Origin of the sequence: Microcoleus sp. A006_D1 (assembly GCF_036702805.1) — a bacterium.
GTDB lineage: Bacteria > Cyanobacteriota > Cyanobacteriia > Cyanobacteriales > Microcoleaceae > Microcoleus.
In genome coordinates this window covers 1-25,824 of sequence record NZ_JAUBVZ010000026.1, presented here as the reverse complement: position 1 = coordinate 25,824, position 25,824 = coordinate 1, and the positions used below count along the sequence as shown (strand labels likewise).

Sequence of the window (25,824 nt, the reverse complement as noted above, 5' to 3'; positions counted from 1 at the left end):
AACCTTTTTTACAGAGGTTTTTGACGATCGACATTTATGCAATATTAACGCTATCAATAATTTCCCAGAAAATATGACAAAGGACACTCATCGGCAACAATTCCCAGCTTTGACCAATAAAGCTTATTTTAACTACGGCGGACAAGGGCCACTCCCTGAGCCTGCTTTAGAGGCGATTTATGAGGCTTACAAGCGGGTGCAGCTTGGGGGGCCGTTTTCGGGGGAGGTGGGGGCTTGGGTGGTTCAGGAGGCGATGCTGACGCGACGGGCGATCGCATCTGAGTTGGCCGTACCTGCTGAAACCATCGCCCTGACGGAAGATGTCACCGTGGGCTGCAATATTGCGCTGTGGGGCATTGACTGGAAAGCGGGCGATCGACTGCTGCTTTCTGATTGCGAACATCCGGGCATTGTAGCTAGTGTAATGGAACTTCAGCGCCGTTTCAACCTTGAGGTTGCGGTTTGTCCGTTGGCGGCAACTTTGAATGAAGGTGATCCGGTGGCGGCGATTGCTGATTGTTTGCAGCCAAATACTCGGTTGTTGGTAATCAGTCATATTTTGTGGAATACCGGTCAAGTTTTGCCTCTGACTGAGATTGTGAATGTCTGTCATGAAACCAAAGTGAAAGTTTTAGTTGATGCGGCTCAATCTGTGGGAGTTTTGCCTTTGAATTTGATTGAATCGGGGGTTGACTTTTATGCTTTTACTGGTCACAAATGGTGGTGCGGCCCGGAAGGTTTGGGCGGGCTTTATGTGAGTGCAGCAGCTTTGGCAGATTTGCACCCGGTGTTTATCGGTTGGCGGGGAATTGTGACGGATTCTCATGCTAAGGTGATTGGCTGGAAGGCTGGAGCTCAGCGCTACGAGATTGCGACTTCGGCTTATCCTTTGTATTCTGGTTTGCGAAGTGCGATCGCCCTTCAGCACGAATGGGGTACGATTCAGGAAAGGTATGCAGAAATTTGTCGTTTGAGCAAGTATCTCTGGGAGCGTCTGTCGGAACTTCCCGATGTGGAATGTTTGCGGAAATCTGCACCGGAAGCGGGTTTAGTTTCGTTTCGATTGATGAATGGGAAGCCGCACAACCAGTTAGTTAATTTGTTGGAAAAACAGGGAATTATGGTAAGGACAATTCTAGATCCTGATTGCGTTCGGGCTTGTGTTCACTATTTTACAACTGAGGCGGAAATCGATCGGTTGGTTGAGGGTGTTCTTAGTCAAATGGAAAGGATATAATAAGCTGAGATACTTCTCGGAGACAACAATTATGCAAGTCACAACCGAAGAAATAATTTATCCATGTAGCGACGGTCAACCAATGGCAGATAGCACAATTCAATACAAATTAATTGTCACTATCAAAGAAGGTTGCGAGTTGCTGTTTAAAGATGACCCCAACGTGTTTGTAGCCGCCGATTTACTGTGGTATCCGCTTGAGAGAAGAAATGACATATCTCAAGCACCGGATGTGATGGTGATCTTTGGCAGATCAAAAGAGGATCGACGCTCCTACCTGCAATTTAGCGAAGATAATATTGCTCCCCAAGTCGTGTTTGAGATTCGCTCTTTTAGCGATAATCAAACCAAGATGAGCAAGAAATTTTCATTTTATAATCGCTATGGAGTCGAGGAGTATTATCTTTACGATCCCGCAGAAAACGAGTTAATTGGTTGGCAAAGAATTGAAGGAGTGTTAGAAGTAATTGAACCGATAGAGGGCTGGATAAGTCCGAGATTGGGAGTGCGCTTTGAGTTACCAGAAACAGGGTTAGAAATTTATCGACCTGATCGAGAAAAGTTTCTTTCCTATTCCGAATTAGATCAACAGCGAGAATTAGAGCGACGGCGCGCTGAAGAAGCCTCGCAGCGGGCAGAACGTTTAGCAGCAAAACTGCGCGAATTGAACATCGATCCTGATAGCATCTAAGCCAGAACAACGAGCAGAAATCCGGTTTTTAAAGAAATCGGGTTTCTGGATAAGGCGAGCATCTCAGTTGACTTAGAAACGCTATACTAAAAGCAGACGGTGCTCGGATACCACTAAATTACAGTACAATCAAAAAAATGGTCTGGTTTAAAAAACATTTTTTAGATTTGCTAAGCAAAGACGTGAAGATTATTTTGGATTAATTACGGAGGTAAATGAACCATGAATTTAGAGCAAGCAGTTTTAGATAAGTTGCGGGCATTGCCCCCGGAGAGACAGCAAGAAGTTTTAGATTTTGCTGAGTTTCTTCAACAAAAAAATATGCCTAAACGACCGCTCAAGAGTGCCAAAGGCTTGTGTGCTGACTTGAAAGTAGATATTACGGAAGAAGACATCGCCCAAGCCAGACAAGAAATGTGGGGAAATTTTCCCAGGGAGATTGTTTGATGCCCTCAGTCGTAGCAGATACCCATACCCTGATTTGGTACATTTTTGAACTACCAAGATTGTCGCCAACAGCATTAACAGCATTGGAACAAGCGATTAATGAGGGAAATTTTATCTACTTTTCCGCAATTTCAATTGTAGAAATTTCTTACTTGATTGAGCGAGGGCGTTTGGCAGGCGAAGTGCTGACACGAATTTTAAATGCTGCGGACGATCCAAATGTGGGGATTCTGCTAGCACCTTTGGATCGCAATATCTCGGCAACTATTCAACAAATTGACAGGGCAACGGTTCCTGATATGCCAGACAGGATTATTGCTGCCACTGCTTTATATTTGAATCTTCCGTTAGTCACCCGCGACGCAAAAATTCAAGCGTTAACCACTATTCAGACAATTTGGTGAGTATGACTGGAATGTGCATCGGCTGTGTATCTTGAGTGAAGCAGTCATTCATTTTCAGCCAGCCACCCATCGATTTCTTCTCGGTTGCGATCGTAATAGTTCACAACCGCTTGCAAATTCTGAAGGGTGAGTCCAGGATAATTATAGAGAAGTTCGGCTTCAGTTGCGCCCTGTTGTTGGTAAGCGACAATCGTCCACACGGGAATGCGAGTATCACGAATTCGCGCTGCACCGCCACAAATTCCTGGAGTTTTGTGAATAGGATACTCAAGGGTTTGGACAAATTTCAGGGTGGCTGCCAGCAAGTCATCAGGCAGTGTTTCAATGGTTTGGAGAAGTTGTTCTTTGATGGTCATAATCGATATCTAGATGCAATAGCGGTTCATAAACTTGCAGCTTCGATAATTTGCTCGGCGGCAATAGATGCGTCTATTTCCTCTCCCAATATGGGGATTATGATAGCACCTTTATGCTACCAAACTTCTTTCCCCACAGCAACTCCACTATCAATCTCAGTATGAACATTCTCTGGCGCGATCGCCTCAACCAATTCCTCAAGTGAATAATGCTGCTTGAGGGCGGCCACTTTTTCGGCTACAGCCCAGAGAATAAACTCATCGAGTGAAATGCCTTGGAGTGCCGCTAATTTTTCAGCTTCTTGCTGTAGTTGAAGGGGTAAGTTTAATGTGTATGGTGTCATTTTAATTGAGAATATAAAAAAACGTTATATACCTTCCAGTGTTGAATCCTTATCATTAAAATTCCAATTATTTGTACCAGGAGAAACACCAAACTCACTCATTTTTACTTTTCTTTGATTGCCGCCACTACAACTAGCTTTGTCGCTGTTCGGAATCTTGAAAGCATTAACTATATCTACACAAAATGATGAATTTCCCGCTCCCCAACTTCTTTCACCTCTATTGTATGTTCCATGAATATATACATTGCCACGATAATTTTGGTCAAGACCAATTTCCATACATTTTCCAGCCTCAACCATCCACCAACCTCGTGAAGTCAATCCTTTTCCGTCCCAATATGCAAATGCAGCAGCTATCTGTTTGCTAGAAGTTTTGTTGCAGAAGTTTATATAAGTAGTTTTTTCAAATTCATTCACTTTGCTTTGCAACCGATCGCGTTCCTCCTGCAAAGAGCCATTTTGACCTTCTAGTTTATTAACTCTACTTTTCCAATTATTAATCTCTGTTTCAAAATCTGAGTTTTGGGTTTCTATTTCGGAGATTAATTCTTCTATGTTTAGATATAAAAATGACTCCTTTCCTTTAAATACATTCATAACGTCTTGTAGTTCAACTGACAAAGATGGTTTGTTTCCTTTGGGTGGAATCAATTTCTTATCAAGTCTAATTTTTTCTATTTGTTGCTTAACTTGATTAATTTGTTGATACTGGTAGTAACAGAATCCACCAAGAGCAGTAGCAATGACTGTTGAAATTACAGCAATAGTTTTTACCAAAACAGGATAACTCCCTTTTTGAGTTGGTTGAGTAGGTGAATTTTGCGAGGTATTCATCGGTTGTGTACCTTGCGTTGAATTTCCTGGTTGAAAATTGACTTTTCGATTGGTATTTTGCTGAGAACCTGTGAATAAATTTGTTACATCTATTGGCTGTGAAGTGCCTGATGTAGCAGCCCCTTGTTTATTTTGTTGAGAACCCGTGAATAAACTTGTTACATCTATTGGCTGTGAGGCTTTTGATGTAGCAGAGCCTTGTTTATTTTGTTGAGAACCCGTGAATAAACTTGTTACATCTATTGGAGTTGGTGCAACAAGCTTCAGTACATCATCAAGGGAAGGAATTTTGTTAAAATCTGTTAGCTTGCAAATTTTTTTAAGCTCATCAGCAAGTCGTGCAATAATATTGGGAGAGAGTTGAGAGAGAACTTGAAAAACTTGCGATCGATCGGGATTTTGGAAATCTGGAACAGAGAACAACAATCTTTCTGTATTATCGAGATTATAAGTGTTCCATAGATGAGGATTTTCAGCAATTGCGACAATTGAGAGATAAATAACTAATTGAGGGAAAAAATCTATTTGAAGGCACTGTTTTTGGAGTTTCGATCTCAATGGATGCTGATAATCAGGTATACCTTTAATTTCGTCATTAATGGCATTGCCATCTACAGAAAAATAAAGGCTATCGTAGTCAATTAATTTTAGATTTATGCCATTACTATCATCAACGGTGATATTGCCATGTTGTAAATCCCCATGAGCAATTCCATTGTCAGCCAAGTCTTTTGATAATTTTACCCAAGCTTGAGCTAACAAATCTAATTTATTTTTATTGTTGAGATTATCTCGAATAAACGTCCTTAAATCTTTACCATCAGCCCATTCCATTTTGACAGTTGGATAAAGGTTGCCATCAACTCTAATTCCCTCAGCTAAGAAGCTACATTCAACAAAATAAAATGAGCAAGGAATATTTGGGAGGCGAGTGGAAACCTTGCTATAATGAGTGGCAACACTCGATGTACTTTGTAGAAAACATCTAACAGCCCACAATTTTTGAGGATTGAAAGTTTCATATTTAAAAACGCAGGCAAAGCCACCAGCGGCACTCCATAAATCTTTGAATCCTATACTATTGGCTGCTTTTTCTATAGGTTTGCCAGTAACTAATATTGGGTCAAGGTTCTTAAATGTAATTTGAGGATGACGAAGAGCACTGGAATATTTACCGGCAGTTGGATAGAGAACATGAGTTTTTGGCAAAATATTATCCCCCTTTGTTTTCCCACCTAAAGTTAACCTTAACCCAACGAGCATCCTTGAATGTTCTTGAATCTATAGGCTGAAAAACAGAGTATTGTGCAGGTAGCAAGTAACCAGCAAAGTCTTGAGGCGAAATATCCTTTGGTGCAGGCTTGTCTATATAGAGTGCTAGAGGTGTAGCATCAGCAGGAATTGTCATAATAAATCGATCGGTTTCTTCTGTTTTATATAGATACGCTTTCGGAATGTGAACCCACAATGATTGTGAATTTTCCAGTTCAGACGGTTTTTTCAAAAGATAACCGATAGGTTTGTCACTCTCACTGCTTTCAACAGAGTAGATAGGTAGTTCAGGATAACTAGATCGGTAGCTACTGCTATCACTAGCACTAGAAAAGTTCCCCCCTGTTGTAGATTTAGTAGGTGTAGGAACATTATTTATAGTCTGTTTTTTAGCAACATTAGTGTCAGACTTTTGCTGCTTTTTAATACTTATAAAAATCATTAGTGTAATCAACGCTAAAAATGCTATTATCCCTGCTGTAATTACAAGAATTTTCCGAGGGTGAACGGTGGATTTTGGAGGGTTTTGCTGTGATGGCTTAGGTTTTTTACCTTCGGGGATTACAACCTTAAGTCGCAAAAGTGTGGTATCGTCATTTTTAATCAGTCTGTCATCTCTAAGCTGGTTAATAAAATTAGTAAATTCCTCTTGGGTAGCAACTGATATCAATTTTTTCCATCTATCGGTACGATTTTCACAATCCTTGATAATCCACTCTGCTAAGGCATCAGTTGCTAGTAAAAATATGTCTCCTTCTTCGTACAAATCATTCCTAAAAGCAGGCGGATATGACTTGTACTCTGGCAGACTGTGAAAACAGTTTGTTACTGTCGTAAATTGTTCCGATTTATTAAGTAGGAAAGCTACTAACTCATCTGAATTAGGCTTGATTTGAAACAAGCAGCTATCACCAACAGCTAAAGCTTCCCAGATTTTTTCACCTGCTTCATTTGGCGGTCGAAGTTTTAGACCTACAAAAGTAGCTGAACCATGATCCTTATCTTTCGACCCCTGTGCATACCAGGGAATAGTTGGGTCTTTTTTGATCTTGAGAGAGTGCTGTCTCCACTTTTCCTGCAAGGGGCGCAACCATTCTTCCCATCGTTCATGAATGCTGGCGATTGAATCTTGATTATGGTGACAAAAATGTTCAACCAGAAAATTAGCCCACTCTCTAGGCCAGAGAGAAGTAGAAGCACCATCGGCGATCGCGGCTAGACTTCTGTCGGTACTCCAGCAACAAACATCCTGTATATCTGTTTCCTGCTCACCTACCTTTGGCATGGTGAAGTGGGCTATCTCATTATGATTGTGATTTTGCATTTTTCCTTCATCTATTCTGATGAGATGGATTGCTTGAAAGTTAACTCTTAGTAATTGGAAAAGCGACTAGCTTATCTGAGTTAGCTTGGCTTAAAAATAAACTGCAATTACTGTAAATTAGACTTGGTTCCAACATCCAATAGCCGAATCATTGTCTCAACATCAGCGTTATAAACAAATCCTCTTGAGCCAGGTGCAAGGTTGTTATAACCCACTGCCCCTGCACGCTCAAACATAACTGGTGGCAATTCGCTAGAGATATCAAATAAAAACTGGGCATTCCCATCTCCTGATGGTAACTCACTTGGCGAAGAAGGTAATTCTACTCTAGCGGCTTTGCCTGCCGAGATGTGTGCATTAAGTATTAAGGTAGTGCCGTCACTGGTTCCTAATTTAGATAACTTCGAGACCGCAATTTGGGTATCAGGTTGGCTATCCGGCGCACCATCAGTGATGTTAACTAGGATTGGCGGAAAACTTGCCGGATGGCTTTTAGTCCAACTATCTACCAGCTTATAAGCCATCTCAAAAGCGGCTGCCATTGGGGTTCCACCACTAGCAATTGAGTCAATCCAGATCGGAAATTGTTCGTCAACTTCTACCAGTCCGCCAGCACCGTCAGAGATTTTCATTTTGACGGTATCGACTCTGAGGCAGTTGTTGACTAATTCTTGCATTGTCACAACTGGTTTAGAAGCTAAGTTCCCTCCAAAAGCGTTTTTTGCTTGATCGCCAGATGCACCATAGCTCAGCACTGAAATATCGCATCGATTCTTAATGACTGAACCTGCTGTACAAGTTAAACCTATTTCCCGCAAGACACGGTTAACAGCCTTTGCACATTCCTGTGCCTTAGAGCCTCCTGTTGTACCGCCGAAGCCAGACGACATTGAACCTGATTGGTCAATTAGAATGAGAATGTATCCCGGATTTTCGCTACTGAGTGATTGAGTGTATGACATTGCTGTACTATCGTGCATTTATTTGATAATAAACTAGCCGACCTCAGCTTAAACTTAGCGAACGCTACAAATTACGCTAGGATTAAGCTAGGAAAATTTTTTATAAAGAATCCCTGCGATGCCATATACCAATGAACAATTCACCCAAGCTGCCAACCACTGGGACTTGGAAACGCTGTACATCGACCTATCCTCAGCTAAGGGAAAGCGTCTCACACCCGTTGAAAAGCTGCACCTGCGGGGATTGCTTTGTGGTTACAGTCCCGCCGAAATCGCTGAAAAGCTTCATAAGAGTGTTAAAGGTGTGGAAAGTGAGATGTGTACGACTCTGTATCCACACGTTAAAAGTCTCGTTGGCAAATCTCATGAAAAAATGGACAACTGGAGGAATATTACTGAGTGGCTTGAAGGAGCCGGATATAAAACTCAGTCATCTGCTGAAGCTAAATTGAAGAATTGTGTACCTGTTGACATCATCGGAAAGATAGCAAATATCAGTATTAAAAAAAATCGAATAACAATTGAAATAGACTTGCAACTGACAGATCAATTACCTTCAGAACCCTCAGCAGAAGACCTAAACAACAACCACACTAATAACTAAATTATCGACAAAACTTGCGCTCGCCCTTTCAGCAAAAAACACCAAAGGTCGATCGCCCTTTTCGCCCAAATTTCGACCTACGCACCCCAACAAAAGAAACCGGGTTTTTCACTAAATCTGCCATTTCAACGCAGTATCTTCGCAAAAAACCCGGTTTCAGAGCTCTCAGGCTCAAGTCCTATTAGTGATTGTGCCCGTGCCCACCATGAGAATGACCATGATCCCCATGAGAATGCTCGCCGTGAGAATGCCCATGATCGCTATGAGAATGTACGTGATCCCGTACAACCAAATTCGGATTAACAGCGATCGCACTTTCACTCAACAACGCTTCAATTTGAGGATTAGCCCACTCTGCGGCCATTTTCAGGAACTCAGGATGGTCATTTACACAAGGCAATTTGCGGTAAGTAACTCCTTGACGCTGCTTCTGCAAACCCTCAATAATATGGTCTACATCTAACAAAGTTTCGTGATTTTCTGTCGCAAATCCGATCGGCATAAACACGATCGCAGTTGCACCCAAATCGATCAAATTCTTCGCAGCCAACGTCGCATCCGGCTGAGTCCACTCAATCAGAGGCGTGTCGTGATTCAGCCAACCCACCGAAATCAAAGGATAGCGATACATCAAACGTTCCCGCACGCGATCGTACAAAGCTTGACTTTCCACAATTCCCGAAGTAAAGCCCTTCGCCTTGTGCGGACAACCGTGATTCATCAGCACGATTCCAATCTGAGAAGGCAAATGCGCTACTGCTAAATCGTTCTTAATTTCTTCTTCAACCAAATCCGCCATTAGCTGAATATAAGCCGGTTCATCGTAAAAAGAAGGAATGTAGCGCTGTCCTGTTACCCAATGTTCTTTGCCATCAAATGTTTGTGCTAAAGCTTTATTCACCTGTTCGACTGCAATGCCGCTGGTGAAAACAGAATCAACTACCAACAGCGGATAAATCAGAATTTTGTCAAATCCTTGTGCTTTAATTTGCGGGATTACTTGTTCCGGCAAAAACGGCGCGCAAAAGTTAAAAGCTTTGAAAACTTTTACTTTATCGCCCCATTTTTCCTGCAAATTCTTTTCAATCCCGGCGCGCTGCTGTTCAAAAATAGCATTGTGCGGCGAGACGAATTGACCGTGCTGGTGACTCCACTCGTGCAAGTCAAAGATTGCTAAAATCTTTGCCAGCGGCGGATAAATCCAAGTCGGTACCGGGGCAAACTTTGCCGTAAGTAAGTTTAAAGCTTGTTCGTTGTAGTTGGCAAAATCGTCGTAGCTTTCGACTTCGCCGTAACCCATCAGCAATACAGCAACGCGATCGTTACTTGCGGGTGCAGGAGATGTTTTTAACTGAATTTTTTCTGGAGAAGCAACCACTTTGTATTCCTCAATTTTATTTATGCTAAGAGTCGCAGGCAGGATGAAGAGTGAATCTGAGATTTTTGATTTTTGGCGATCGCACGAAGGTTGCGTGCGGGGCTGATTCCCGGTTTCTGCGCCGATACTTTCGGGCTAAACCTCTTATTTATCCTAGAAACCGGATTGATGAGCGTCAGTCCTAAATCGGCTTTTTACTCTTACCCGAAACCCGTAGGGCGGCTAAAACTCGAACCAGGCTTTGCTAAGCCTGACAGGAAATGGGGTAGGGGGGGATAATTTTTATGTTTTCTTAAGACTCTCTCACCTTGCCTGTGATTCAAGCTGTTTGGAGCGTTCCCAGCCTTTAAATTGGGGGGATACTCTTCAAACTTTGCTCTATTATAAGTTTAACACCCTATCCCCCCGGATGGTATATAATAAAAGTGAAATATGATAAAGTTATGTTGCGAAGTATATTAACTTTCTTGACGAACTATGAGACTGGTAATTTGCCCCGGAATCCACGACCCAAAACTCACTGATTGTTTCCTGGCGGGACTTTCGGAGGTTTGGGAAGATGAATATCCTCGGCAAAATCCGCAAATAGTCGATCGCGTCAAGATTTTTCCCGCTCATAAATATCCGCCTTTTTCAGCTCTTGACATATTGCACTTTTTGTGCAGCCAAGACTTAGCAGGAGAAAGTCTAGTATTTGTCAGCTTTTCGGCAGGAGTAGCGGGGGCGATCGGGGCGGCTTGGATGTGGCAGCAAATCGGCGGCAAAGTCGGGGCTTTTTTTGCCCTAGACGGCTGGGGAGTACCCCTGGGGGGCAATTTCCCCATCCACCGCATCAGCCACGATCGCTTCACGCACTGGAGCTCGGCCATTCTAGGCAGCGGTGGAGACAGCTTTTACGCAGATCCGCCGTTAGCGCATTTGGATTTATGGCGCGATCCCCAAGCGGCAACAGGCTGGCACATCAGCCAAACTGCGGGCATTGAGACAGCCGCACCGACAACAGCAGCACAATTTTTAGTCCACCTATTGAAACAATACGGAGTCCAGTCAGTTGTTTAATTTAGATTTAGTATCATCTGCGATCGCACCGATTGCCACCCTCACCCGCCTTGACAATTCTGTCACTTCTGACAAAACAAACAGCATCAAACAGTGGCTAATATTTGGCGCATCAGCATTTTTAGTATCAATTCCCGTCTTCGTGCAAGCACCCTTAGTTCGCTTATATCCAACCATCAGCTTACTCTCAACAATCCCCTGGTTCGTCATCAGTTTAATCCTAATTTTCCGCCCTAAAACCCAACTTTGGGGAGACTTATTATTAGGATTTGCCGGATGTTGGCTGGCAGGTTCCATCTATTGGGGCTGGTTTAGATGGGAACCAATTCTGCACTTACCTATAGAAGCAATTGGCTTGCCCTTTGCTATTTGGTGTTTGAACAAATCTTGGGGAAAAGTTGGCGCATATTTTTACTTGGGTTCGTTATTTGGCACTGCGATTACTGACTTATATTTTTATTTAACTGGGTTGATGCCCTACTGGCGCCAAGTGATGCACGCGGAACCGGAATTCGCGATGCCGATTTTTCACAGTGCGATCGGGCAAATCGAAACTCCTTGGGGCATCGGTTGCGCTTTAGTATTAATCGGTGTGTTGCTAACAGTCGGTTTGCTGAGTTTGCGCGACAAGCAATTGCACTGGCGCGCCTTCAGCGGTGCAGTTTTGAGTACGCTTTTGGTGGATGGTTTGTTTTGGATCGCAGCTTCTGCCGCTTGAGATTTCTGCGGATTTTTGACCGCAGATGTGGGCAGATTGACGCGGATGGACGCAGATTTTTTTGATATGGGTATTTAGTTAACGATCGCGAGTTACAATCTAAAATCTAAAATCCAAAATCTAAAATCGACATCATGGCTTTCATTTCAATTCGCGGTGTAGAACATTATTACGAGTGGATAACAGCAGACAAGAGCGCCCAACCCAGCGGCAAACCTGTAATGGTATTTCTCCACGGCTGGGCTGGCTCAGCCCGCTACTGGGAAAGCACAGCGCGCGCTATTGCCGACGATTTTGATTGTTTGTTGTACGATATGAGAGGATTTGGCCGATCGCCCTTACCGACAGAACCTCCTGAGTCCAGCTACGAGCTCGAAACCTACGCCCGCGACTTAGCCGAATTATTAGAAGCTCTGAATTTAAGCCGCGTCTTTCTCAACGCTCACTCCACAGGAGCATCAATTGCTACTTTATTTCTCAACCTTTACCCCGAAAAAGTAGAAAAAGCGATTCTCACTTGCAGCGGGATTTTTGAATACGACGAGCAAGCCTTCACCACCTTTCACAAATTCGGCGGCTATGTGGTCAAATTTCGCCCGTCTTGGCTGGCTTCTATCCCGTTTGCCGATCGCATCTTTATGGCCCGGTTTTTGCGCCAATCTCTCCCCACAGCAGTCAGTCTGGCGTTTCTCAAGGATTTCTTAATGGCCGACGAGGAAGCTGCTATAGGTACAATGGTGACAGCAGTCAGCAAAAGAGCAGCCGAGGAAATGCCCGCAGAATTCGCACGGTTGAGTGTGCCCACACTGCTTGTCGCCGGAGAATTCGATCGAATTATCCCCGCCGTCATGGGAGAGCAAGCAGCCTCCCTCAGCAAAAAAGTAGAATTTGTTATAATTCCCAATACGGCTCACTTTCCGATGCTGGAGGATGCCGCAACATATTTGCAGCTAATCCGAGACTTTTTGCCAGCAGCGGCATAGCTGAGTTATAGTTCATCCAATGTACGATCGGACAAGCAAGCTTTTACAGAGGCTTTTGCTCCGATCTTAATTTTTAATTTCTAATTTCTTAACGCGAAAGGTGGTACAATGAACGACCTCGACCAATACTATAAAGTGCTGGGACTATTGCCGGGAGCCTCCCGAGAAGAAATTAGCCAGGCCTATAAGGATTTAGCGTTCATTTGGCACCCCGATCGCATCCCCAAAGATAATCCTAGACTACTACAGAAAGCTGAAGAAAAGATTAAGGAAATTAATCAAGCTCGCGAACAATTGCGATCGATTCAGCCAAGAGGTCAGAATCAGAACACTCAGCACAGAAATACTCAGCACAAAAGCACCCAGCAACAAAACACCCAGCAACAAAGCACCCAGCAACAAAACACCCAGCAACAAAACACCCAGCACAAACACACCCAGCAACAAAACACCCAGCACAAACACACCCAGCCACAAAATACTCAGCACCAAAATACTCAGTACCAAAATAGTCAGTATCAAAATACTCAGCAGCAAAACACTCAGTACAGAAACACTCAGTACCAAAACAATCAGCCACAAAGCACTCAGTACAAAAACACTCAGTACCAAAACAATCAGCCACAAAACACCCAGCCGCCGCCAGCAACGCCAAAAGAACCCCGCTACTCTTCGGAGCCGTCTTCAGGAAAATCTGCTGGGAATTATGCGGGAAACTATGGGGGAAACTATGCTGCAAATCCGACCGGGCCCTATTCAAGTGCCTCGCGCTACCAATCGCAGCCGCCGCAGCCATCTCAGTCTTACCGCCAAGCAGCGCCGCAAGCTCCCGATTTGAGCGGTTCCAACTTCAAAGGAGCTTCCTTAAAAGAAAAGGATTTTTCAGGGAGAAACTTGAGCAATGCCAACCTGAGTGAAGCCGACTTAAGCGATACTTTTCTGCACAACATCAACCTCACAGGCGCGAATTTGCAGCAAGCTAACTTGTTCAGGGCGAACTTGTTAGGGGCTTGTTTGATCAATGCCAACTTGAGAGAAACCAACTTAATCGGAGCGGATTTGAGCGGTGCAGACTTGAGCGGTGCGGATTTAACAGGGGCTAAAATCGGTTATGGCGATCGGGTTATGGTAAAACTTACGGGAGCTAGATTAACAGGTACAATCTTGCCCGACGGTACGGTTCACAGTTAAAGCATTTACTTTTTCGTTAGTAGTGAGGAATGCAAGTCCTCTGACTTTGAATAGGACTTGTATTAGACCTATTGCAAAAATAGCTAGGAACGGGCTCTCCGGCCCGTTCTACAAAAATAATTTTTTATGTGGAACGGGCATCTTGCCCGTTCCAAAATTTGATTAAAAAGACTTTTGCAAGAGTTCTATTCCTCACTACCAACTTATAGCGTTCCCGCTTTCTTTCTTTCTTTCTTTCTTTCTTTCTTTCTTTCTTTCTTTCTTTCTTTCTTTCTGCCTCCAACACCGTTAATCGAGCTTCATTTTACCAGAAAGAATTGGTTTAAAGCCCCAAGCCCTAAAGGCGAGAAATTAAAATCAGACTATTCATTACTCCAATCCTCTTCCTTCTAGGTAGAAGTAGCTGTCAACTGTCAACCCTTCGGCTTCGCTCAGGGCAAGCTGTCAACTGTCAACTGAATGAAAGCAACCGCCAAAACTGTTGCAGTTTTTTCCGACTTCCCTCGGACTTCTTCCGACTTCCCTCGGACTAATGACTTCCGTTATTAATTACTTCCGGCGCCGCAATTTTCGCCCAGCAGCCAGCATAGCGCCTCCCGCCATCAAACCCCCTACAGTCATCGGCTCGGGAACCGCCTCAGCTTTTAGCGTCCCTACAGAACCGCCTTTAATAAATACAGCAGAATCTAAATTACCGTCACCCACATCTTTAATGCGGATGCTGAGAACATTCATCTGATTTTGCTTGAGCAAACCCTCAAAACCTAAAACTTTAGTAAAACCGTCCAGCTTAATGATGTTAGCAGCAATACCTGTCAAACTTGGGTTGTCAATATAGTCTGGGTGATCTGTAGAGCGATTATTTGGATCGGGAACAAGATTATTAATCGTAACTGTTTTCCCGTCGCTCAATTTTGCCAAATTAGTGCCGTTCAGCAGCAGTTGAAACTCGTCATTAAATTCAGAACCGCCGAACTCTGGAAACTCCTCCGAAGCAAATACATATTCAAACAACAATTTTTCAACCGTGGAATTAGCAAAAAAGCTGAGGTTGAGCTGAGTCAAATCCCCCTCTTCACCCTTAGGCCCAAAATCCGTGTTTAAATCGCTGCCGTTGGTCATTACGTTATCTTTGCGATTCTTTCCCGGTATATCGGCGACTTTACCAGTGCTGAGAACCACACCTGATTTCAAGCCGAAAGGGTCATTAGTGAAAGTACCAAAAGCAGCCTCATTCCCCGTAATTGAAACAGAGAAATTACTCAAGCCCGCTGTATTGGTTCCCAATAAATTATTTTTCAAAGTCTCAGTGTTATTAGTTGCCCCTACCGAAAATGCCATTGCTGGCGCTGCCAACAAGCTCAGAACACCAGTCAATGCAGCAGTTAAGGCAGCTATTTGGTGATTTTTTATCATAAATTATTAGGTAAAAAGACAAAGTTGATTAAATGCTTGTATTCATTGTCACACTATATAACTATCACTGTCTAGTGCCTTTGCAAACAATTTATATCTCCGTAATTATACGGTTTTTGTAGTCAATTTTTTGGGGTATTTTTTGGGAGTTAATCACTCAAAAAATCACCCGGTAGCAAAAATACGGATGCCAGAATATACGCAGACCGACTAATGATTTCACGAGTTACGTAAGGGATACCAATGAAACCGGGTTTTTTTGATACGGTTGGCGATCGCCACCATCACCAATAGACTTATTGCATAAATATTCGATCGTCCAAGCGCAGATAAACGCAGATAAACGCAGATAAACGCAGATAATTTCAAAGATTCAGAGCTTCTGCAATGCAATTGCTCGTCTCATGATTAATGATTCATGACTGAGGACTAAAACCCCCTTGCTTCTCCTTCCCCGCGCCGATCGGCAGCACCTTCCAACCAACCGTCACCAGTCAGCCCGATCGCATTAGCATTTCCCCAGCCGTCACGTTCTACAATTTGGTGTCCCCGCCGGCGCAACTCCGCAAGCGTCGCAGCATCAAAACCTCCGCGTTCCACCCTCAGGCGATCGGGCTGCCACTGGTGGTGTACCCGAGGCGCAGATACAGCATCGCCCACATTCATGTCGTAAACCAACACATTGAGGACAATTTGCAGCACCGTGGTAATAATCGTGCTGCCTCCGGGAGCCCCCGCAGCCAGGCGGAATTTGCCATTTTCCGTGACAATCACCGGCGTCATGCTGGATAAAGGAGTCTTCCCCGGGGCGATCGAATTTGCCTCACCGCCCACCAAACCAAACAAATTCGGAACTCCAGCCGCCGCCGCAAAATCGTCCATCTCGTTGTTAAGCAAAATTCCCGTACCCGCCGCCACCGCCCCAGCCCCAAAACCGCCGTTCACCGTAAACGTCAAACTCACCACATTGCGATCTTTGTCAACTACCGTCAGGTGCGTAGTTTCCGGCGACTCGTACACAAAACGGCTCAAAGTTTTAGCGTCAACCGCTTTTACCTGGCCCGAGGGTTTGGCTTTTGAGATATCGATTTGCGATCGGCGCAATTTGCCATAATTCTTGCTAGTCAGAGCTTTAACCGGTACCGTCACAAAATCCGGATCGCCCAAATACTCAGCCCTGTCAGCATAAGCAATCCTCATGCTCTCCGCCAGCAAGTGCAAAGTATCTGGACTTTGCCTCCCCAACCTCTTGAGATCCGTATCTCCGAGAATATTTAAGATTTGCAACAAATGAACGCCACCAGAAGAAGGAGGCGACATCGCGCAAATTTCGTAAGCCCGAAACTTGCCGCAAATTGGATTGCGCCAAATCGGCGTATAGTTTTTGAGGTCTTCGAGAGTCATGATGCCGCCGTTTTTAGCCATATCGGAGGCGATCGCCCGAGCAATATCCCCGGTATAAAAACTTTGCGGATTTTTAGCAATGCTCCGTAATGTCCGCGCCAAATCCCGCTGCACCAAAAGCTCCCCAGGCTGGTATAAAACGCCACCGCGAGTAAAAACTTCCCGCGCCGCCCGGTTGTTTTTGATCGCATCCACTCGCCCCCCAACGGCCTTTGTGAAGCGCGAACTCACCGGAAAGCCATTTTCAGCCAGGGCGATCGCCGGCGCCACCACCTGCGCCCAAGGCAACTTCCCGTACTCGCGGTGCACCGTATAAAGTCCAGCCACAGTCCCCGGAATGCCCGCAGCCAAATGCCCGTCCAGACTTGCCCTCGGGCGCACCTTGCCTTGCTTGTCCAGGTACATATTGCGCGTCGCCCGTTTCGGAGCTCGTTCCCGGAAATCCAGCGCTTGCACAGTCCCCGTTTCGGCCCGCCGCAGCAGCAAAAACCCCCCGCCGCCGATACCCGCTGAAAAAGGCTCCACCACCGAAATCGCCAAAGCCGTAGCAGCCGCCGCATCCACTGCATTGCCTCCCTGTTGCAGCACGCTGTGCCCCGCAGCGCTCGCCAGGGGGTGAGCCGAAACTGCCATGCCCTGTTTGCTGCGCTGCTGTTGCTGCGAGTTTGGCTGTGGCTGCTGGCAGCCAAACAGCACCACTGTGAGGAAACAAGTATAAATTCGCGCTTTTATGAAAAATTTTGGTAACATTTTTTACGTGTAATCTGAGGATTGTTTACAGTATAATTTTACGAGCACCTTGCCACCAGACCGATCGCTACTGAGTTCAACCGCAGAGCAATTACCTGCGATCCCAGAGGAGAAGAGAGTTTGAGGCTGGGAGGCTCTCCCAGTGAAACAGGAACAGGGAAATCAGGAACAGTTTATGGAAACTCAATCATCAAACAAGTTTGAAACAGCATCTTTATTGAGCAACTACTTATTATCTCAACCAAGCTGATGAACGCAGAAAAAATTAGTTGATGAAATATCAAAAACAATTAAGTCAAAATTTGAGCTGATTGCTGTTTGACTGCAACACATCGCAAGCCTAGCATAGCGGTTTTTGGGCAGTTATTAGACTTTTTAGTCGATCGATCGAACAAAACTCACCCGCTCTCACTCTCAAGTTTGGTTGAAAATTTACAATTAGGTTCGATCCTTCGGACTTGAGTCCTCTATCGCCCGCCCCGCGCGCAGGACAAACAATTTGAGGCTCGGCGATTAACCGAACTCGATATCAGCCAGAAACCCGGTTTTTCAGCATAGATATCGCTGTCAAACCACAATTTTGAGTGATGCCTCGTTTTTCTGGGTAAGTCTTATTTTTGACGCCTGAGTGTGAGAAAAATTGCCCGCCAAATTGTCTGCACTTCAGCTTCTGATGGGTATCCCCCCTTAGGGTAGATAACACTCAGGTTGGTAAGCCTGTTATATTGGCAGTACGTAAGTAAGTTTCGGGAATACACGTACTTGCACGTGAAGAAGTCAGAGTCTCGGCTTCCAGACTCTAGGCAACCATAGCTTATCCTAGACCGCTCTCGGGGTCGGCCAGTTTTGGCGAATCGGACAAAACAACTACCAACGGCCCAAAACTCAGATTTTCCCCGATTTCGTTGGACAACACTTCTGGAAATCGCACCTTCTTAGCAGTCGCTGTGCTGCAACGTCTTCAATTCTCCAGTTTGTGCTGGAAACAGATTTAATCGCAGTATTCAAATTCAGGGGCCATATGTGGCGAAGACTATACTTCGGCGAACAACTACCAAACCACACCTAATTCAAGTTATGAACAACGCAAAAGTCAGTGTAATCATTCCTGCATTGAATGCAGCGGACACTCTGGCAGAGGCAGTTGCCTCCGTAGTCAATGGTACCCACAAGCATCTAGAAATTTTAATTGTTGATGACTGCTCTACTGATGATACTGGCAAAATTGGTGCTAAACTTGCCGAGCAAGATTCCCGGATTCAATACTTCCGAAATCCCCAAAATTATGGGGTTTCTAAATCGAGAAATTTAATGATAGATCGGGCAACGGGCGAGTATGTAGCGTTTCTCGACAGCGACGATACCTGGGAACCCAACAAGCTAGAAGTTTGTTTGAAAATGCTGGAAGACAATCCCGATGTCAAAGCTGTGGCTCACGCTTTGCGGTATTTGGATAAGCGCGGTAACAAGTTGAGTTACGTTCCTACCTATCCGACAACTAAAGCAGAAATGCAGGCGATTAAGGAGACAGGCGAAAGTCCTTGGGTTTTTCCGTCTTCTGTTGTAGTCGATCGCTCTATACTCCTCCAAGAAGGCGGCTTTGCAGAAGATTGGCAGGTAGGAGAAGATACAGAATTATTTACAAAAATTGCTCAAAAGTACGGCTTGCTCGCGGCGACAGCACCTTTGGGAAATTATCGAATTAGAGGGAACTCTCTCACCGACAAGCACTGGCTGAAAAAGCGCATAGCTGCTGATTGTGTCAAGGAAAACCAACGGCGGCGCTTGCGGGGAGAAAAAGAGTTATCGCTGGGCGAGTACGAACAGGTATGCTTTAAAAATTTGCCGCTGTTGAAAAAACTTAACAAATTCCGAGAAGTTTTGGCACTGCACTACATGAGAAAGGTGGGACAAAGCTTGTTAAATCGGGAGGTTTTGCCGACTCTTATTTTCGGCATCGCTACCACACTCCTCAACCCCATCGCTACTCTCAACAAGTGGAAATGGATGAAGTCTCAGGAAAAGTTGAGTCATCAACCCGCAGAAGGCATCCGTCATAGGGCAGAATTAAACTCCCAGCGATCGTCCCACATCCGAGGCTTCTCCTAAAAAATCTTGTATTTGTATGCAGGTTGCAGTCAAGAAATTAGGTGATGTCAATTCAGCCGCATCGCAGCCGATTAAATTAGTTTGTAGTGAGGACTTTAGTCCTCTTCATCATCAGAGGACTAAAGTCCTCACTACAAACTAACTAGATCGCTCTGTCAGGGGATGCAGACAAGATAAAAATCATTGAAAGCGGGCGATCTGATATCAGGCTTGAGTGCTGCGGCGTCACCTTCAAACAGATCGATCGCGCCCATCTTCAGCGCCCGCCCGCCGTGCTATTTGCTGCCAAAACAGTTACACTAAATAATGATTGAGTAAAAAGCAACGTTTTTTGAAGGAAAAAATGGGTGACAAACCCCTTTTTTTACGCAGAAAGTAACAGCAAAAACTTAGAAAAAATTCTATCTTCTACCGGAGAGAGGACGATCGCCTTTTTACTTTGAACTAAATTGAATTTATGGACTGGCAAGAAATTTCTGGCAACTGGGTATTAATTCCCTCTAAACCGACCGCGATCGTACATTTTCTCGGCGGTGCATTTGTCGCCAGTGCACCGCAACTCACCTATCGCTGGCTGTTAGAGGCTTTGGGGAATCAAGGATATGTGGTGGTAGCAACGCCGTTTGTCAATACTTTGGATCACATGGCGATCGCCCGCGATGTCCTCAACAAATTTGAAAATGCCCTCGATCGCCTGCGCGCCACTAAATTGCTCAAATCTTCCTATCTCCCAGTTTACGGCATGGGGCACAGCATGGGATGCAAACTGCACTTGCTGATCGGTTCGGTGTTTGACGTAGAAAGGGCAGGCAATATTCTGATCTCTTTCAACAATTATCCGGCATCCGAAGCAATCCCGATGGCCGAGCAAATTTCCCCCGTCTTTAACGTAGAGTTTACCCCTTCCCCGCAACAAACAAATCGCCTCGTGCAAGATAGCTATCAAATCCGGCGCAATCTGTTAGTCAAATTTAACAGCGACAACATCGACCAAACCCTGCTGTTGACCGGTCTGCTCAAACCGAGATTTCCCGACATGATTACAGTTCAGACTCTAGCCGGCAACCATCAAACGCCCTTAGGTCAAGATGTGAGCTGGCCTGTAGGTCAAATTTTTACACCCTTCGACGCGATCGGCCAATGGGTCAAACAAGAAGTGTATCGAGAATTAAACCAATTAAAACGGACAATTCTGCTGTGGCTGAACCCGCTGTCCCGCGTTTAAAAGTTTCTCTCGCCAATTAACCAGAAAGTTCCTCCGGTAGTTGCAAAATATCCTCTTCATCGTCCATCTGCGAGATAGGAGTATAATTTTTGACGATCGACAGACAGTTGCGACCATCAGCCGTTCTGGTATAACTGAGACTGTCTGCGATGTCTTTCATTAACTTGAGACCCCGCCCGCCCGAAGCTTCAGGATCTATTTTTTCCGACATATCTTTAATTTTTTTGTCTAAATCAAAGGTCGGGCCCGAATCCCAAATTTTCATCTCTACAGATTCAGTACACACCGCCACCTCAATGTCAACCGGCAAATCCGGCCGTTTGCCCTCGTGGGCGTGACGTACCGCATTTGTAAAGCCCTCAGCCAAAGCCAACTGACAGCGTATCCACACACTTGTGGGAATTCTCGGGTCGTACAATTGTGCAAACCACGACAAAACAGGGTCTAAAGCATTCAGACCAGTATTGATTTGAAGATCCGCTTTCTTTAGGACTTGCAACTTTTCGGAACCTTTTAATTCAATCACGCTCTGCCACTGAAATTATAGTTCCATAAAATATAGGCAAATATTGTATTGCCTTTACTTTACGTTTTTAACTTTTTTCCCACAAGGCGGGGCAACATCACCGATCGCAGTGATTCACCGGCCGCGTCATTTTCCGCGTTCTCGATCGGCTGCGGCATGGAAAAACGGGGAAAATTGAATGGGAGTTCGATCGTACTAGCTTTTGCTGCTAGGAAAGTAAATCTCAAATCCACTAATTAGCTATTTACGATACCAGAAGTGGCGTCCAGAAGTCAATTCGCCCCTGCGGCCAAAAAAAGTCCATAAAAGTTTATGTTCTGAGTATAAACTGAGTGAAGTTCGACCGAACCAAAATTTGCATCAAATTTAAAGGTAAATTGAACTCGATGGCTGGCCGGCAAAAGCATTTACCTGCAAACCGATGTTATTAGACTATACTCAATCTCAGACAAGCGCGCTGACAGGATATATTTTTAATGACCCCCAGACCTTTGAAAGACTTGTAGTACCTGAGTGCCCATGTTTCAAATTCTGGTTATTGACGATGATACTGCCGTTCAAGAACTGCTGAGAAGAACCCTGAAAAAACAGGGTTACGAAGTAACAGTAGCAAGCAATGGCGAAGACGGTGTAGCCCAGGCGCAAAAATTGCGTCCGGCGCTGATAATTTGCGATTGGATCATGCCGCGCTTGACGGGCATAGATGTTTGCCGTCGAGTCAAGGCAGATCCGGATCTGTCAACGACGCAATTCTTTTTGTTGACTTCTTTGGGTTCGATCGCCGATCGAGTCAAAGGGCTCGACGCCGGTGCCGACGATTTTATCTCGAAGCCGATCGAACTCAACGAATTACAGGCGAGAGTCCGCGCCGGATTGCGGCTGCACCAACTCAGCCGAGATTTGAAAATAGCCAAGCAAAATCTGGAAGCAGAATTAGCCGAGGCGGCGGAGTACGTGCAATCGCTGCTGCCAGATCCGATGACGGAACCTTTCAGCATTGAGGCAAAATTCATTCCCTCCCGGCAGTTGGGGGGAGATTGCTTCGACTACAACTGGCTGGATGCCGATTATTTGGCTATTTACTTGCTCGACGTAGCCGGTCACGGTTTGCGGGCGGCGCTGCCTTCTGTAGCGGTGCTGAATTTGCTGCGATCGCGCACACTGCCAAACATTGACTACTACAAACCCAGCGACGTTTTGCGGGCGCTCAACACCACCTTCCAGATGACGTACCAAAATGACAAATATTTCACCATTTGGTACGGCGTTTACAACCGCATTACTCGCCAGCTCACTTACGCCAGCGCCGGTCATCCCCCGGCCGTGTTGATTTCCCAGTCGCCTGCTTCCACTGCTAAAATCCAGCGATTAAAAACCCCCGGAATGCCAGTCGGAATGTTCCCCGACGCCCCCTATATCGATAATTGCTGCGATGTCGAGGATTTGAGCACTCTCTACATCTTTAGCGACGGGGTATACGAGATCCACCAACCTGACGGCAATATCTGGGGGCTTGACCCATTCATCGACCTGCTAGCAGCTTACAACGGTGCAACTTCCGACCAGTTAGAACTGGTTTTGAACTACATTCAAAAGTTGAACGCTAAAGCAGTTTTTGATGATGATTGGTCTTTACTCAAGGTAAACTTTGGCTAGCTGACCTCTGACAGCACATCTGCGACCAAATAGCAAGAAGTCAGCAGCCAAAAGATTTAATTAGTTGAGAGAATTTTGCTATTAAAAGCATCGCGGGTCGGAAATATCTCGAAAACTCGATCCATGCTGGTGAGTTCAAATAAGATGCGGATTTGCTCGTTGATAGAACAGACGACTAATTGACTCCCGGCGGCCCGGACTGTTTTGAGCGCCAAGACTAAAGCGCCTAAACCAGAACTATCCATAAAAGTCACATCTTGGAAGTCTATTAATACCACATCGGCTCCCGCTTCCACTAGGTCGCTAATCTCTTGGCGGAATTGACTTGCCTTGGTGCCGTCTAAAATGCCAGAGGGCTGAATAATTTTAACTACAGGACTCATATTTTGCAGTGGGAAGGTCAGAATTTCTTGTCCAGACTAAGCTAGTATAGCTGCGAGACGGACTCCGATCCAAATAACAGAGCCAGAAAGCGCCAGAGCCACAGAGCCGCAGAAGAGTTTTGAGTGTAAGAGAGGGCGATCGTCTAGGATCGCAGGGCCGATCGCAGTCGCAGCGCTTCGCCACCGCGAGTGAATTTGGAGAGGGGACAATCTTAGTTCTGCCGAATGCCGAATGGCATCAAACTAAGCTGACTTTGGCGCGGTAGAGAAGTTTGTCGCCTTGTCTGTATCCCGTGTAGCGGACTTTGACGGGTTCTCCGGGCTGGGCTGTTCCTTCAAGGAGTTGGTGCTGTTGCGGGCTGTAGGGAATCTCAGCTCCAACTGGGGCGATCGACTCTATCCCCCAATGCTCCAATAACTGCTCGACTGGCCGCAGCAACGGCAGCAGTTTCTGGGCGCGCAAATGATGATTTTCCTGAGCTTTGCTCGCAGCAGTCGGCCACTGCAACATCCAAGATTCTAAAATTTGCACGCTGGAGAGCTGGAATTCCTGCATCAAAGATTCTCGCTGCTGTGCGATCGAAGCTTGCAGGCGCTGATATTCTTGTTCTATTGCTGTGGGTGCTGCCGGTTCTAACTCTACACAGTCTGGCGCCAAGGTTGCGAGCAGTTCGTTTAAGGAAATTTGCAAAGCTTGACTGATTTTGAGCAGGATGTCGGCTCGGGTTTTCAAAGCTAAGCCGCGACGCAGGCGGCTGAGCTGAATTTCGGGAACTCCGGCTTTTTGGCTGAGTTCTCGATCGCTCGCAATCCCGGCTTGTTGCATCAGGCGTTGCAGTTGAGCAGAATAATCTGGAATATTGGCGGTCACGAAAAAGTCATCCAAATTAATAAATGGACATATAGCCTTTCTCAGAAAGATCAGGTACGCGAACGGCTATGGGCATAGGGCATAGGGCATAGGGCATAGGGGATATGGCATACCTCACTTTTTTGAGAACCGCTATATTCTTGATCGTAAACTGTCTGGAGCCTTAAGGAAATACATCTTTGGGGCGGGCTTTTCGGCCCGCCCCATCAGAGTTTTTGTGGCACAGGCCGGAAAGCCTGTGGCGGGCTAGGAGCAACGCCCCACAAGAGAAGTAGCTATTTGACGGCAACTTGTTCGCGGGCGGCGGCTGTTACAGTTGTCGCAGAGCCTTGCAAATGCGCTTCTAGGAACCACAAACGCTTGTCAATTGCCCGCGAGATTTCGGTGTAGAGATCCGCTGTATCGGCGTCGCCGAGTTCGCCTGCTTTGTCGATCGCGACTCGTAGATGTTGGGCGTAGGGTGCGTAGCGATCGGCCAAAGCAGTGACGTATTCTTTGCCGTCTAGGATGTCGAAAGGAAATTCTGGCAGGATCGAATCTGCGGCGGCTGTGCGGGCTGTTCCGACAGCTAAACCGCCCAAAGCTGTGACTCGTTCGGCAACTAAATCGATGTATTCTTCGAGTTCTGTTGCCATTTCGTCAAACAGCAAGTGCAACTGGTAGAAGTCCATGCCTTTGACGTTCCAGTGAGCTTGCTTGACTTGAGTTTTTAAGTCCAGAGTCGTGGCTAGCGTGGCGTTGAGCAGCCCGACTATTTGAGAGCGAGTGCCGGCTGACATATCGATGCGCGTCGGGTAAAGATGTTGTTTGTGGTTGTTGGTAGTCATAGGTTTTTAGGTTGTGAGTGGTGATTGGCGATCGAATATTTGCCTGTCGTGAATTGCTCAGGCTAGGTGCATCTGCAACACAGCACGGGGAGCTCGGCGGATTTTGCACGGGATAGTTTCTAAACCGAGACGCTGGCAAGCTTCGTAGCGGTGGCAGCCGGAAAATCCGTAATACTGGCCATCTACCTCTAGCACGTCGATGGGTTCGTTTAAACCTACCTCGCGGATGGAATCCATGAGGGCGGCTACTTTGGTTTGGTCGTTGACTCGCGGCAGGGGGCGGCGAATCTGGTTGAGGGGTATTGCTTCGATCCTCATGGCGGCTCTTTGTTTTGCTTATTGTTAAATCATACTCGTAATGACTTCGACTTGGCAAGCAAAATCAGGACTGAGGCAAAAATAAGGTTTGGACATAATTACTCGGTAAGATGGAGACAAACCAAGCAACTTGCAGGCAACCCCTGATGAACTCAACAACTGGCTTGTTAACTCGCATTACCCAAACCCCCGGTCAGTGTGGTGGTCGTCCCTGCATTCGAGGAATGCGAATTCGAGTCACGGACATCCTAGAAATGCTGGCTGAGAACGTCAGCGTTACTGAGATTTTAGAAGATTTCCCTGACTTGGAGCTTGCAGATATTCAAGCTTGCTTGCTGTTTGCTGCACGACGTACCGATTTCCCAAGATTGACGGCATGAAAATCTGGATCGATGCTCAACTGCCACCTACTCTGGCAAATTGGCTGACAGATAACTTTAATTGACAATTCGCTATAAGCTGTTGCGCATTTAAACTGTGATACAAGCATTACCTTTGTTTTTGACTTTTCGCTCCCATTTAATAATTAGTT

27 protein-coding genes are annotated in these 25,824 nt (G+C 45.6%); 13 read left to right on the top strand and 14 right to left on the bottom strand.

The features are described from left to right. Positions 1 to 73 precede the first annotated feature (73 nt). From QUB68_RS28565 to QUB68_RS28550, 4 genes are all read left to right on the top strand, one after another. The gene (locus QUB68_RS28565; protein ID WP_332998285.1) at positions 74 to 1,237 is read left to right on the top strand and encodes an aminotransferase class V-fold PLP-dependent enzyme; all 1,164 of its coding nucleotides are present in this window, start codon (positions 74 to 76) and stop codon (positions 1,235 to 1,237) included. Between the two features lie 31 nt (positions 1,238 to 1,268). Continuing rightward, a complete protein-coding gene (locus QUB68_RS28560) occupies positions 1,269 to 1,928 on the top strand; it encodes a Uma2 family endonuclease (protein WP_332998284.1) in 660 nt (219 codons plus the stop codon). A 222-nt stretch (positions 1,929 to 2,150) separates the two neighbouring features. Continuing rightward, positions 2,151 to 2,375, top strand: a complete 225-nt coding sequence (locus QUB68_RS28555; RefSeq protein WP_332998283.1) for a DUF2281 domain-containing protein — start codon at positions 2,151 to 2,153, stop codon at positions 2,373 to 2,375. Further along, positions 2,375 to 2,779, top strand: a complete 405-nt coding sequence (locus tag QUB68_RS28550) for a type II toxin-antitoxin system VapC family toxin (protein WP_332998282.1) — start codon at positions 2,375 to 2,377, stop codon at positions 2,777 to 2,779. The genes QUB68_RS28555 and QUB68_RS28550 overlap by 1 nt, the downstream gene beginning before the upstream one ends. A 44-nt stretch (positions 2,780 to 2,823) precedes the next feature. On the opposite strand, the gene QUB68_RS28545 is transcribed toward QUB68_RS28550, so the two are convergent. The 5 genes from QUB68_RS28545 to QUB68_RS28525 all read right to left on the bottom strand — a co-directional run bounded on the left by QUB68_RS28545 (position 2,824) and on the right by QUB68_RS28525 (position 7,892). Continuing rightward, on the bottom strand, positions 2,824 to 3,135 hold the full coding sequence (locus tag QUB68_RS28545; protein ID WP_332998281.1) for a DUF433 domain-containing protein: 312 nt from the start codon (positions 3,133 to 3,135) through the stop codon (positions 2,824 to 2,826). Between the two features lie 116 nt (positions 3,136 to 3,251). Further along, positions 3,252 to 3,479, bottom strand: a complete 228-nt coding sequence (locus QUB68_RS28540) for an AbrB/MazE/SpoVT family DNA-binding domain-containing protein (RefSeq protein ID WP_332998280.1) — start codon at positions 3,477 to 3,479, stop codon at positions 3,252 to 3,254. 24 nt (positions 3,480 to 3,503) lie between these two features. Continuing rightward, positions 3,504 to 5,579, bottom strand: a complete 2,076-nt coding sequence (locus tag QUB68_RS28535; RefSeq protein WP_332998279.1) for a DUF1036 domain-containing protein — start codon at positions 5,577 to 5,579, stop codon at positions 3,504 to 3,506. After that, positions 5,530 to 6,912 (bottom strand): hypothetical protein, encoded by a 1,383-nt coding sequence (locus tag QUB68_RS28530; protein WP_332998278.1) that lies wholly within the window; start codon positions 6,910 to 6,912, stop codon positions 5,530 to 5,532. Before QUB68_RS28530 ends, QUB68_RS28535 begins: the two co-directional genes overlap by 50 nt. A gap of 107 nt (positions 6,913 to 7,019) precedes the next feature. Next, positions 7,020 to 7,892, bottom strand: a complete 873-nt coding sequence (locus QUB68_RS28525; protein WP_332998277.1) for a VWA domain-containing protein — start codon at positions 7,890 to 7,892, stop codon at positions 7,020 to 7,022. Between the two features lie 100 nt (positions 7,893 to 7,992). Here QUB68_RS28525 and QUB68_RS28520 point away from each other — a divergent pair, with 100 nt between their 5' ends. Continuing rightward, positions 7,993 to 8,478 (top strand): helix-turn-helix transcriptional regulator, encoded by a 486-nt coding sequence (locus QUB68_RS28520; protein WP_332998276.1) that lies wholly within the window; start codon positions 7,993 to 7,995, stop codon positions 8,476 to 8,478. 181 nt (positions 8,479 to 8,659) lie between these two features. Here the strand turns inward: QUB68_RS28520 and QUB68_RS28515 are convergent, their stop codons facing one another. Continuing rightward, complete coding sequence (locus QUB68_RS28515; RefSeq protein WP_332998275.1) at positions 8,660 to 9,856, bottom strand: ferrochelatase; 1,197 nt, start codon at positions 9,854 to 9,856, stop codon at positions 8,660 to 8,662. 477 nt (positions 9,857 to 10,333) lie between these two features. On the opposite strand from QUB68_RS28515, the gene QUB68_RS28510 reads away from it, so the two are divergent. The 4 genes from QUB68_RS28510 to QUB68_RS28495 all read left to right on the top strand — a co-directional run bounded on the left by QUB68_RS28510 (position 10,334) and on the right by QUB68_RS28495 (position 13,807). Beyond that, positions 10,334 to 10,915, top strand: a complete 582-nt coding sequence (locus tag QUB68_RS28510) for a hypothetical protein (protein WP_332998274.1) — start codon at positions 10,334 to 10,336, stop codon at positions 10,913 to 10,915. Next, the gene (locus QUB68_RS28505) at positions 10,908 to 11,633 is read left to right on the top strand and encodes a DUF3120 domain-containing protein (RefSeq protein WP_332998273.1); all 726 of its coding nucleotides are present in this window, start codon (positions 10,908 to 10,910) and stop codon (positions 11,631 to 11,633) included. Before QUB68_RS28510 ends, QUB68_RS28505 begins: the two co-directional genes overlap by 8 nt. 134 nt (positions 11,634 to 11,767) lie before the next feature. Beyond that, on the top strand, positions 11,768 to 12,616 hold the full coding sequence (locus QUB68_RS28500) for an alpha/beta fold hydrolase (RefSeq protein WP_332998272.1): 849 nt from the start codon (positions 11,768 to 11,770) through the stop codon (positions 12,614 to 12,616). A gap of 108 nt (positions 12,617 to 12,724) precedes the next feature. After that, positions 12,725 to 13,807 carry a pentapeptide repeat-containing protein gene (locus tag QUB68_RS28495; RefSeq protein WP_332998271.1) on the top strand — a complete coding sequence of 361 codons (1,083 nt, stop codon included), beginning with the start codon at positions 12,725 to 12,727 and terminating at the stop codon, positions 13,805 to 13,807. A gap of 549 nt (positions 13,808 to 14,356) precedes the next feature. On the opposite strand, the gene QUB68_RS28490 is transcribed toward QUB68_RS28495, so the two are convergent. Next, entirely contained in the window at positions 14,357 to 15,223 is an 867-nt protein-coding gene (locus QUB68_RS28490) for a choice-of-anchor L family PEP-CTERM protein (RefSeq protein WP_332998270.1), read from the bottom strand. 429 nt (positions 15,224 to 15,652) lie between these two features. Continuing rightward, a complete protein-coding gene (ggt, locus tag QUB68_RS28485; protein WP_332998269.1) occupies positions 15,653 to 17,377 on the bottom strand; it encodes a gamma-glutamyltransferase in 1,725 nt (574 codons plus the stop codon). A 1,077-nt stretch (positions 17,378 to 18,454) separates the two neighbouring features. Between ggt and QUB68_RS28480 the strand changes: the two genes are divergently transcribed. Both QUB68_RS28480 and QUB68_RS28475 read left to right on the top strand, forming a co-directional pair. Beyond that, the gene (locus QUB68_RS28480; protein ID WP_332998268.1) at positions 18,455 to 19,486 is read left to right on the top strand and encodes a glycosyltransferase family 2 protein; all 1,032 of its coding nucleotides are present in this window, start codon (positions 18,455 to 18,457) and stop codon (positions 19,484 to 19,486) included. A gap of 457 nt (positions 19,487 to 19,943) precedes the next feature. After that, positions 19,944 to 20,711 carry a DUF1350 family protein gene (locus tag QUB68_RS28475; protein WP_332998267.1) on the top strand — a complete coding sequence of 256 codons (768 nt, stop codon included), beginning with the start codon at positions 19,944 to 19,946 and terminating at the stop codon, positions 20,709 to 20,711. A 16-nt stretch (positions 20,712 to 20,727) separates the two neighbouring features. On the opposite strand, the gene QUB68_RS28470 is transcribed toward QUB68_RS28475, so the two are convergent. Further along, positions 20,728 to 21,237 (bottom strand): ATP-binding protein, encoded by a 510-nt coding sequence (locus QUB68_RS28470; RefSeq protein WP_332998266.1) that lies wholly within the window; start codon positions 21,235 to 21,237, stop codon positions 20,728 to 20,730. A 59-nt stretch (positions 21,238 to 21,296) separates the two neighbouring features. Further along, positions 21,297 to 21,470: a hypothetical protein gene (locus tag QUB68_RS28465; RefSeq protein ID WP_332998265.1), complete on the bottom strand. Its 174-nt coding sequence runs from the start codon at positions 21,468 to 21,470 to the stop codon at positions 21,297 to 21,299. A gap of 286 nt (positions 21,471 to 21,756) precedes the next feature. Between QUB68_RS28465 and QUB68_RS28460 the strand changes: the two genes are divergently transcribed. Next, the gene (locus tag QUB68_RS28460; RefSeq protein WP_332998264.1) at positions 21,757 to 22,893 is read left to right on the top strand and encodes a PP2C family protein-serine/threonine phosphatase; all 1,137 of its coding nucleotides are present in this window, start codon (positions 21,757 to 21,759) and stop codon (positions 22,891 to 22,893) included. Between the two features lie 56 nt (positions 22,894 to 22,949). Here the strand turns inward: QUB68_RS28460 and QUB68_RS28455 are convergent, their stop codons facing one another. The 4 genes from QUB68_RS28455 to QUB68_RS28440 form a co-directional block, all read right to left on the bottom strand. Beyond that, positions 22,950 to 23,276: an STAS domain-containing protein gene (locus QUB68_RS28455; protein ID WP_293148351.1), complete on the bottom strand. Its 327-nt coding sequence runs from the start codon at positions 23,274 to 23,276 to the stop codon at positions 22,950 to 22,952. 238 nt (positions 23,277 to 23,514) lie between these two features. Next, positions 23,515 to 24,147: a helix-turn-helix transcriptional regulator gene (locus QUB68_RS28450; protein ID WP_332998263.1), complete on the bottom strand. Its 633-nt coding sequence runs from the start codon at positions 24,145 to 24,147 to the stop codon at positions 23,515 to 23,517. 275 nt (positions 24,148 to 24,422) lie between these two features. After that, positions 24,423 to 24,974 (bottom strand): DNA starvation/stationary phase protection protein Dps, encoded by a 552-nt coding sequence (gene dps, locus QUB68_RS28445; RefSeq protein WP_332998262.1) that lies wholly within the window; start codon positions 24,972 to 24,974, stop codon positions 24,423 to 24,425. A 57-nt stretch (positions 24,975 to 25,031) separates the two neighbouring features. Then, positions 25,032 to 25,292: a sulfiredoxin gene (locus QUB68_RS28440; RefSeq protein WP_332998261.1), complete on the bottom strand. Its 261-nt coding sequence runs from the start codon at positions 25,290 to 25,292 to the stop codon at positions 25,032 to 25,034. Positions 25,293 to 25,438: 146 nt separating this feature from the next. On the opposite strand from QUB68_RS28440, the gene QUB68_RS28435 reads away from it, so the two are divergent. After that, positions 25,439 to 25,672 (top strand): DUF433 domain-containing protein, encoded by a 234-nt coding sequence (locus QUB68_RS28435; RefSeq protein ID WP_006632006.1) that lies wholly within the window; start codon positions 25,439 to 25,441, stop codon positions 25,670 to 25,672. The last annotated feature ends 152 nt before the right edge of the window (positions 25,673 to 25,824 follow it).

Excerpts from the sequence above, each read along its gene's own strand:
- QUB68_RS28565 (WP_332998285.1), top strand. The coding sequence starts at position 74 with ATGACAAAGGACACTCATCGGCAACAATTCCCAGCTTTGACCAATAAA.
- QUB68_RS28475 (WP_332998267.1), top strand. The coding sequence starts at position 19,944 with ATGGACTGGCAAGAAATTTCTGGCAACTGGGTATTAATTCCCTCTAAA.
- QUB68_RS28550 (WP_332998282.1), top strand. The coding sequence starts at position 2,375 with ATGCCCTCAGTCGTAGCAGATACCCATACCCTGATTTGGTACATTTTT.
- QUB68_RS28525 (WP_332998277.1), bottom strand. The coding sequence starts at position 7,892 with ATGCACGATAGTACAGCAATGTCATACACTCAATCACTCAGTAGCGAA.
- QUB68_RS28555 (WP_332998283.1), top strand. The coding sequence starts at position 2,151 with ATGAATTTAGAGCAAGCAGTTTTAGATAAGTTGCGGGCATTGCCCCCG.
- QUB68_RS28455 (WP_293148351.1), bottom strand. The coding sequence starts at position 23,276 with ATGAGTCCTGTAGTTAAAATTATTCAGCCCTCTGGCATTTTAGACGGC.
- dps (WP_332998262.1), bottom strand. The coding sequence starts at position 24,974 with ATGACTACCAACAACCACAAACAACATCTTTACCCGACGCGCATCGAT.
- QUB68_RS28480 (WP_332998268.1), top strand. The coding sequence starts at position 18,455 with ATGAACAACGCAAAAGTCAGTGTAATCATTCCTGCATTGAATGCAGCG.
- QUB68_RS28495 (WP_332998271.1), top strand. The coding sequence starts at position 12,725 with ATGAACGACCTCGACCAATACTATAAAGTGCTGGGACTATTGCCGGGA.
- QUB68_RS28435 (WP_006632006.1), top strand. The coding sequence starts at position 25,439 with ATGAACTCAACAACTGGCTTGTTAACTCGCATTACCCAAACCCCCGGT.
- QUB68_RS28520 (WP_332998276.1), top strand. The coding sequence starts at position 7,993 with ATGCCATATACCAATGAACAATTCACCCAAGCTGCCAACCACTGGGAC.
- QUB68_RS28500 (WP_332998272.1), top strand. The coding sequence starts at position 11,768 with ATGGCTTTCATTTCAATTCGCGGTGTAGAACATTATTACGAGTGGATA.
- QUB68_RS28560 (WP_332998284.1), top strand. The coding sequence starts at position 1,269 with ATGCAAGTCACAACCGAAGAAATAATTTATCCATGTAGCGACGGTCAA.
- QUB68_RS28490 (WP_332998270.1), bottom strand. The coding sequence starts at position 15,223 with ATGATAAAAAATCACCAAATAGCTGCCTTAACTGCTGCATTGACTGGT.
- QUB68_RS28460 (WP_332998264.1), top strand. The coding sequence starts at position 21,757 with ATGTTTCAAATTCTGGTTATTGACGATGATACTGCCGTTCAAGAACTG.
- ggt (WP_332998269.1), bottom strand. The coding sequence starts at position 17,377 with ATGTTACCAAAATTTTTCATAAAAGCGCGAATTTATACTTGTTTCCTC.
- QUB68_RS28535 (WP_332998279.1), bottom strand. The coding sequence starts at position 5,579 with ATGCTCGTTGGGTTAAGGTTAACTTTAGGTGGGAAAACAAAGGGGGAT.
- QUB68_RS28530 (WP_332998278.1), bottom strand. The coding sequence starts at position 6,912 with ATGCAAAATCACAATCATAATGAGATAGCCCACTTCACCATGCCAAAG.
- QUB68_RS28440 (WP_332998261.1), bottom strand. The coding sequence starts at position 25,292 with ATGAGGATCGAAGCAATACCCCTCAACCAGATTCGCCGCCCCCTGCCG.
- QUB68_RS28545 (WP_332998281.1), bottom strand. The coding sequence starts at position 3,135 with ATGACCATCAAAGAACAACTTCTCCAAACCATTGAAACACTGCCTGAT.
- QUB68_RS28510 (WP_332998274.1), top strand. The coding sequence starts at position 10,334 with ATGAGACTGGTAATTTGCCCCGGAATCCACGACCCAAAACTCACTGAT.
- QUB68_RS28540 (WP_332998280.1), bottom strand. The coding sequence starts at position 3,479 with ATGACACCATACACATTAAACTTACCCCTTCAACTACAGCAAGAAGCT.